At 69.1% G+C, this 6,211-nt stretch carries 6 protein-coding genes; 3 read left to right on the top strand and 3 right to left on the bottom strand.

Going from position 1 to position 6,211, the window contains the following annotated elements; translation table 11 throughout:
• Both JOY88_RS22355 and JOY88_RS22350 read right to left on the bottom strand, forming a co-directional pair.
• Positions 1–687, bottom strand: a 687-nt coding sequence (locus JOY88_RS22355) for an HD domain-containing protein (protein WP_293504857.1), incomplete at its 3' end; no start/stop codon positions are given.
• The gene (locus JOY88_RS22350; protein WP_293504856.1) at positions 684–1,565 is read right to left on the bottom strand and encodes an alpha/beta fold hydrolase; all 882 of its coding nucleotides are present in this window, start codon (positions 1,563–1,565) and stop codon (positions 684–686) included. The genes JOY88_RS22350 and JOY88_RS22355, both read right to left, overlap by 4 nt.
• Before the next feature lie 46 nt (positions 1,566–1,611).
• Here JOY88_RS22350 and JOY88_RS22345 point away from each other — a divergent pair, with 46 nt between their 5' ends.
• The gene (locus tag JOY88_RS22345; RefSeq protein WP_293504855.1) at positions 1,612–2,382 is read left to right on the top strand and encodes a 3-hydroxybutyrate dehydrogenase; all 771 of its coding nucleotides are present in this window, start codon (positions 1,612–1,614) and stop codon (positions 2,380–2,382) included.
• Positions 2,383–2,401: 19 nt separating this feature from the next.
• Here JOY88_RS22345 and JOY88_RS22340 read toward each other — a convergent pair whose 3' ends face one another.
• Positions 2,402–3,094: an SIMPL domain-containing protein gene (locus tag JOY88_RS22340; protein WP_293504854.1), complete on the bottom strand. Its 693-nt coding sequence runs from the start codon at positions 3,092–3,094 to the stop codon at positions 2,402–2,404.
• 136 nt (positions 3,095–3,230) lie between these two features.
• On the opposite strand from JOY88_RS22340, the gene ompR reads away from it, so the two are divergent.
• Both ompR and JOY88_RS22330 read left to right on the top strand, forming a co-directional pair.
• A complete protein-coding gene (gene ompR / locus JOY88_RS22335; RefSeq protein WP_293504853.1) occupies positions 3,231–3,965 on the top strand; it encodes an osmolarity response regulator transcription factor OmpR in 735 nt (244 codons plus the stop codon).
• 3 nt (positions 3,966–3,968) lie between these two features.
• Positions 3,969–5,288, top strand: coding sequence for an ATP-binding protein (locus JOY88_RS22330; protein ID WP_293504852.1), 1,320 nt, complete (start codon positions 3,969–3,971; stop codon positions 5,286–5,288).
• Positions 5,289–6,211: the final 923 nt, after the last annotated feature.

Genomic DNA, 6,211 nt, shown 5'->3' with positions numbered 1-6,211 from the left:
CTCGCGCTCCAGGCGCTTTTCATCGAGCGCCTTGGCGATCTCCTTGTAGCGATCGGGTTGGAGGAAGCGAAAGGAGAGATCCTCGATCTCCCACTTCATCTGCCAGATGCCCAGCCGGTTGGCCAGGGGCGCGAAGACTTGCTGGCTCTCGGAGGCCAACGCGGGCGGGCAAGGAACCTTGGTGGCCGCGAACCAGCGCAAGGTCTGCAGGCGCGAGGCCAGCCGCAGAAGGACCACTGGCAGGTCGCGCGAGAAGGCCAGCAGCATCTTGCGCACGCGCTCGGTCTGCTCGGCACGCTGGTCCGGCTTCTTGTCGGCCTGCGCCTTGGCGTCGCGGGTGGTGCGCTGCAGCTGCACGAGGCGGCGCGTGTGCGTGACGAGGCTGGCGTAGCTGTCGCCGAAGGCCTTGGCGACGACCTCCTCGGGCTTGTTGAGGAAATCCGCCGCATAGACCAGGTAGGCCGCCGCCTGCAGCTCCTGGGCGGCACCGACGCCGTGCAGCACGGCCGCCACGCCATCGGCATGGGCCAGCGCGTTCTCGCCCGTGTCCAGCAGCTCGCCCGCGAGCAGCGGCTCGGCGAAGGCGCGGGCACGCACCACTTCGGCATTGGAATGCGCGGCGCCCGCATCCAGCAGCGCGACGATGGGCGCGGTAGCCGCGCCCTCGATCATCGAGCCGGTCTTCATGAACTGAGAAAGTCCCTCACGATGGAGATCTGGTCGGCATGGATCAGCGTCGGCGCATGTCCCACGCCCGGCAGTTCGACGAGGCGGGCAAGCGGCCCGCGCTGCGTCATCGCGCGGGCCGTCTCGGTGCTGAGCAGGTCGCTGTCGGCGCCGCGGATCAGCAGCGTCGGGCAGCTCAGGCGCTCATAGGCGGCCCACAGCGCCGCCTCGCCGGCGGCGGCGAGCTCGGGCGTCACGGCGGCGAAAGGCAAGGCGATGGCGGGGTCGTAGTGCAGCGTCCAGCCGCCGTCCTCCTCGTGGAACAGTGGCGCCGACAGCGCCAGCCACTCCGCATCGGTGTGTGGGCCGAAGCCCTCCGAAATGGTGCGCAGATAGGCCGCGCCTTCGTCCAGTGACGCAAAGCGCAGCACCTTGCCCAGGTAGCCGCCAATGCGCTGCAGCGCCTCGAAGCCGACGGCCGGGCCGACGTCGTTGAGCACGAGGCGGCGGATCGGGCTGGGCGCCCCCTCGGGCCGCGGCAGGGCAGCCAGGCCCAGGCCGATCAGCCCGCCCATGGACGTCCCCACCCAGTCCACCTGCTCCACGTCCAGGCGCGCCAGCAGCGTGACCATGTCCGCGACATAGGTCGGGATCTGGTAGCCGGCGGGCTGGCGCAGCCAGTCCGAGCGACCGCGGCCGACAACGTCGGGGCAGATGACCCGGTGGCGCGCGCTCATGGCGCGGGCCAGCACGTCGAAGTCCCGCCCCTGGCGCGACAGGCCGTGTGCGCAGACCAGCACCGGTGCATCGGCGCTGGGACCGGCCCATTCCCAGTAAGCCATGCGGTGCAGGCCGGTCGCATCAAGACAATTGACGAAGCGCAGTTCAGGCTGGGTCATGATTCAATCCTTTGAAGTCATCCTAGCAACCCAGAAGGACCCCTCCATGTTGAAAGGCAAGACCGCCCTCGTCACGGGCTCCACCAGCGGCATCGGCCTGGGCATCGCGCTCGCGCTGGCGCGCCAGGGCGCCAACCTCATCCTCAATGGCTTCGGCGACGCCGAAGGGCCCAAGGCCGAAGTTGCCGCGCTGGGCGTCAAGGTCGGCTACCACGGCGCCGACATGAGCAAACCGGCCGACATCGCGGCCATGGTGGCCTATGCCGAGGCCGAGTTCGGCGGCATCGACATCCTCGTCAACAACGCGGGTATCCAGCACGTCGCGAAGGTGGAGGACTTCCCCGTCGAGAAATGGGACGCCATCATCGCCATCAACCTCAGCTCGGCCTTCCACACGACGCGCCTGGCCCTGCCCGGCATGCTGAAGAAGAGCTGGGGCCGCATCGTCAACGTCGCATCCACGCATGGCCTGGTCGCGTCGGCGCAGAAGTCGGCCTATGTGGCGGCCAAACATGGCCTGGTGGGCTTCACGAAGAGCATCGCGCTGGAGACGGCGACGACGCCCGTCACCGTCAACGCCATCTGCCCCGGCTGGGTGCTGACGCCGCTGGTGCAGAAGCAGGTCGACGCGCTGGCCGCGAAGGACGGCGTCGGCGACGACGAGGCCAAGCGCCGCCTGCTCGCCGAGAAGCAGCCCTCGCTGCAGTTCACGACGCCCGAGGAACTGGGCGCGCTGACCGTGTTCCTGTGCTCGGACGCCGCGATCAACGTGCGCGGCCAGGCCTGGGCGATGGACGGCGGCTGGACCGCCGTCTGAGCGCTCGCCCGGGGGGCGGCTACTTCGTCAGCTGCACCGAGCCGCTGACGTTGACCGTCACGGTCGCCTTGCCGGCCTCGGTGGGCAGGGCCTCGTCCCCCGCGGCGACACCCATGCGCATGGCCTTGGCCATCAGCGGCCGCGGCGCCATCTCGTCGCCGTTGATGCTGACCTCGCCGAGCACGTAGCCGCCATAGCCGAACTGCCTGGCGTAGTCGGCCGCCTTGGTGCGGTAGCGGGCAATGGCCTGGGCCGTGATGTCGGCCTCGGCCTTCTCGCGCGCCTCGCGCGACAGGCTGTAGCCCACGCGGGAGATGGCCAGCGTGCCGATGCGCCCCGTCAGCTGCGCGATGGCAGCGATGTCCCGCCCCTCCACCAGCAGCTCGGCGCTGCCCTGCCAGCCGTTGATCTTGCCGGTCTTGGGGTCGTGGCGCGGGTAGAGCGAGAAGCCGCCGGTCTGCACGTCAACCTGGCCCGGCTTGGCCACCTTGCGCGCCTCGGTCAGGGCCGCGTCCAGCGCCTGCTTCAGGGCCGTCTGGACGCCCGCCGCCTCCGGACCCTCGCGCGTGGTCGAGAAGCCGACGCCGAGCACGTCGCGCTGGACCTCGGCGCTGGCGCTGGCCGACAGGCTGAGCCGCTCGCGCGGTGCATCGGCGCCGGCATGGGCCGGCAGGGCCAGGGCAAGAACGGAGACAGCAAGCAATGAGCGCATAAGAAACTCTGTGGCAAGAAGGAAAGCCCAGCTTACCCGGGCCGGCTCGAAACCAGCTGTAACCGCTGCGCGCTGTCCTACAGGCATGGCTTTAAAACCTGCTCACAATGTCGCTGTTACAAATTCAGGAAACGCGATGAACGGCACCGCGACACCCCGCCCCAACCGCATCCTCGTCGTCGACGACGATGCTCGTATCCGTGATCTGCTCAGGCGCTATCTGACCCAGGAAGGCTTCGAGGTGCTGCTCGCCGAGGACAGCCGCGCGCTGAACAAGCAGCTGACCCGCGAGACCGTGGACCTCATCGTGCTGGACCTGATGCTGCCCGGCGAGGACGGCCTGACCATCTGCCGCCGCCTGCGCGCCGCAAACGACCAGACGCCCATCATCATGCTGACCGCCAAGGTCGAGGACGTGGACCGCATCGTCGGCCTGGAGGTGGGCGCCGACGACTACCTCGCCAAGCCCTTCAACCCGCGCGAGCTGCTGGCCCGCATCAACGCGGTGCTGCGCCGCCGCCCACCGCCGGAAGCGCCGGGCGCGCCGAGCAAGGAGCCGATGACGGTCACCTTCGGACCCTTCGAGTTCGACCTGGCGCTGCGCCGGCTGACCAAGAACGGCGAGCAGCTGCCGCTGACGACCGGCGAGTTCTCCATGCTCAAGACCCTGGTGCGGCACCCGCGCCAGCCGCTCTCCCGCGACAAGCTGGCCCAGTTGGCGCGCGGCCGCGAGTTCGAGCCCTTCGACCGCAGCCTGGACGTGCAGATCTCGCGCCTGCGCAAGATGCTGGAGGCCGACCCGGCCCAACCGCGCTACATCCAGACCGTCTGGGGCGTGGGCTACGTCTTCGTGCCCGACGAAAACACCTAGCGCATGCCGCGCCCCCACCTCGCGCTGAATCTCTTCTGGCGCACCTTCGCCTGGCTGGCTCTGCTGCTGGCCGGTGCGGTGCTGGCCTGGCAGCACACCTTCAAGCTGCTGGAAGCCCAGCCGCGGGCGCTGGAGTCGGCCGAGCAGCTGGCTGGCCTCGTCAAGCTCAGCCGCATCGCGCTGGAGCACACCGATCCCATCAACCGCATCGCCGTCATCAGCTCGATGTCGCGCGGCGACACGGTGCAGGTGCGCGTGGCCGAGACCAGCGACCGCTGGCTGCCGTACGACACCAGCCCTTTCGCCAAGCAGCTGGCCGCGGAGCTGCGCCACACACTGGGGCCAGACACCGTCATTGCCCGCAGCGTCAACGACGCGTCGGGCCTGTGGGTGCGCTACATCGTCGGCGAGGACGCCTTCTGGCTGAGAACCTCGCCCGCGCCGCTGTCCATCGCGATGGCCAGCAACTGGTGGTGGGTGCTGATCGCGCTGCTGGCCACCGTCGTCGGCTCGGCCCTCATCGCCCGGCTCATCAACCAGCCGCTGCGCGAGCTGGCCGAGGCTGCCGGCCGCATTCGCGACGGCGAGTACGACTCGCGGCTGGACGAGACGACGATGACCAGCGAGATCCGCGAGGTCAACATGGGCTTCAACCGCATGGCCCGCGAGCTGGCCAAGCTGGAGGAGGACCGCGCCGTCATGCTGGCCGGCATCTCGCACGACCTGCGCACGCCACTGGCCCGGCTGCGGCTGGAGACGGAGATGAGCGTCAGCGACGAGCAGGCGCGCCACTTCATGGCCCAGGACATCGACCAGCTCGACGCCATCATCAGCAAGTTCATGGACTACGCGCGGCCCAACGAGACGCAGCTGCGCGAGACCCGGCTTGTCGACATCGTCGAGCGCGAGGTGCAGGGCTTCCGCGACCCAGAGCAGATCCGCTTCCAGGTGCTGGTCGCCAAGACGCTGAAGGTCGTCGTCGACGACACCGAGCTTGGCCGCGTGTTGCTCAACCTGTTCGAGAACGCGCGCCGCTACGGCCACCAGCCGGGCGAGCCCGCGCGCGTGGACGTCAGCGCGACGCGCGCCGGCGCCTGGGTCGAGCTGCGCGTGCGCGACCACGGCCCCGGCGTGCCGCCCGACCGCCTGCAGCGCCTGACGACGCCCTTCTACCGCGGCGATGCCGCGCGCACAGCAGCCAGTGGCGCGGGCCTGGGCCTGGCCATCGTCGACAAGTCCGTGCAGCGCCTGGGCGGCACGCTGTCGATCAGCAATGCGCAGGGCGGCGGCCTCGTCACCCTGCTGAGACTCCAAGCCGCCTGACATGCGGCCCGCCAGCTGCATGCGCTGAGCCGGGCCGCTGCTGCTCACCTTTACCCTCGCCGCCCGCGCAGGCGCTGGACGTGCTGGTCTATCCCAACCACGGCGTCGTCGATGAACCAGTCGGCAGGCCGCCCAGCGGCCCGGGCGTGGCGCCCCTCGACCACCTGGCCGAGATCGGCGGCGTGACACTGCGAGTGCAGGCCGCGTCAGTTGCGCGCGCACAGCAGGCGGTAGGCACGCAACCCGGCCATTGCGCGGCCGGCGCGCGTGGCCACCTTCCGTTGGGCCGGTCTCATCGTATGGCGCCACAGTAGTTGCACTGCCTCGGATGTGTAGATCAAAGACTTATCGGGTCCCGTGCCACAGCCTTCAGCCAAGCAACGCCCGAGTTCATGCGACTGGTCTTCAATTGCGCCAGGGCTATTGCACCGGATCGGCTGGCAAGCGGTGACCGCAACAGGCTGGTGTGAGTCGTTCGAGGCGAGCCGCTTGAACGACCGGACGACCGCGGCGGCGGCGGCCGGCCATTCGACGATCCGCGCTCGATGGGCAGCGGTGCCTCTGTCAACGGTCACTCGACCGCGGCAGGTCGTCTCGCGGTGTTGGAACGACGGCTTTCGACGCCGCCCTACTCGCTCTGGATGTGGGAGATCTCAATCCCTGAAAGTCTGCGCATTGGCGCGCCCTAGGCTAACCCCGCTTCTAAGAAGTCGGCCCTGCAATTTGGCTGCAACCCGCATGAATGCTGGCGTTCGAGGGTAAGTCCGGTCCTCTGAATCCCCCAGGAAGCGTTGTTAGCGGAGTTGATTCCTGGGGGCTTTGCACCTTGAGCACGCCCGACTTCTTCCGCGCCCGACTCGACGCGATGGTGGACCCCAAGCACCCGCTGGTGGTGCTGGCGTCGCGGCTGCCGTGGGATCGGA

Origin of the sequence: Roseateles sp. (genome assembly GCF_019237615.1) — a bacterium.
Classification (GTDB): Bacteria; Pseudomonadota; Gammaproteobacteria; order Burkholderiales; family Burkholderiaceae_C; genus Pelomonas.
The sequence above is the reverse complement of the archived record's forward strand: the minus strand, read 5'-3'. Positions and strand labels throughout refer to the sequence as shown.

Coding starts and splice junctions, on each gene's coding strand:
- JOY88_RS22350 (WP_293504856.1), bottom strand. CDS start 1,565: ATGACCCAGCCTGAACTGCGCTTCGTCAATTGTCTTGATGCGACCGGC.
- JOY88_RS22345 (WP_293504855.1), top strand. CDS start 1,612: ATGTTGAAAGGCAAGACCGCCCTCGTCACGGGCTCCACCAGCGGCATC.
- JOY88_RS22340 (WP_293504854.1), bottom strand. CDS start 3,094: ATGCGCTCATTGCTTGCTGTCTCCGTTCTTGCCCTGGCCCTGCCGGCC.
- ompR (WP_293504853.1), top strand. CDS start 3,231: ATGAACGGCACCGCGACACCCCGCCCCAACCGCATCCTCGTCGTCGAC.
- JOY88_RS22330 (WP_293504852.1), top strand. CDS start 3,969: ATGCCGCGCCCCCACCTCGCGCTGAATCTCTTCTGGCGCACCTTCGCC.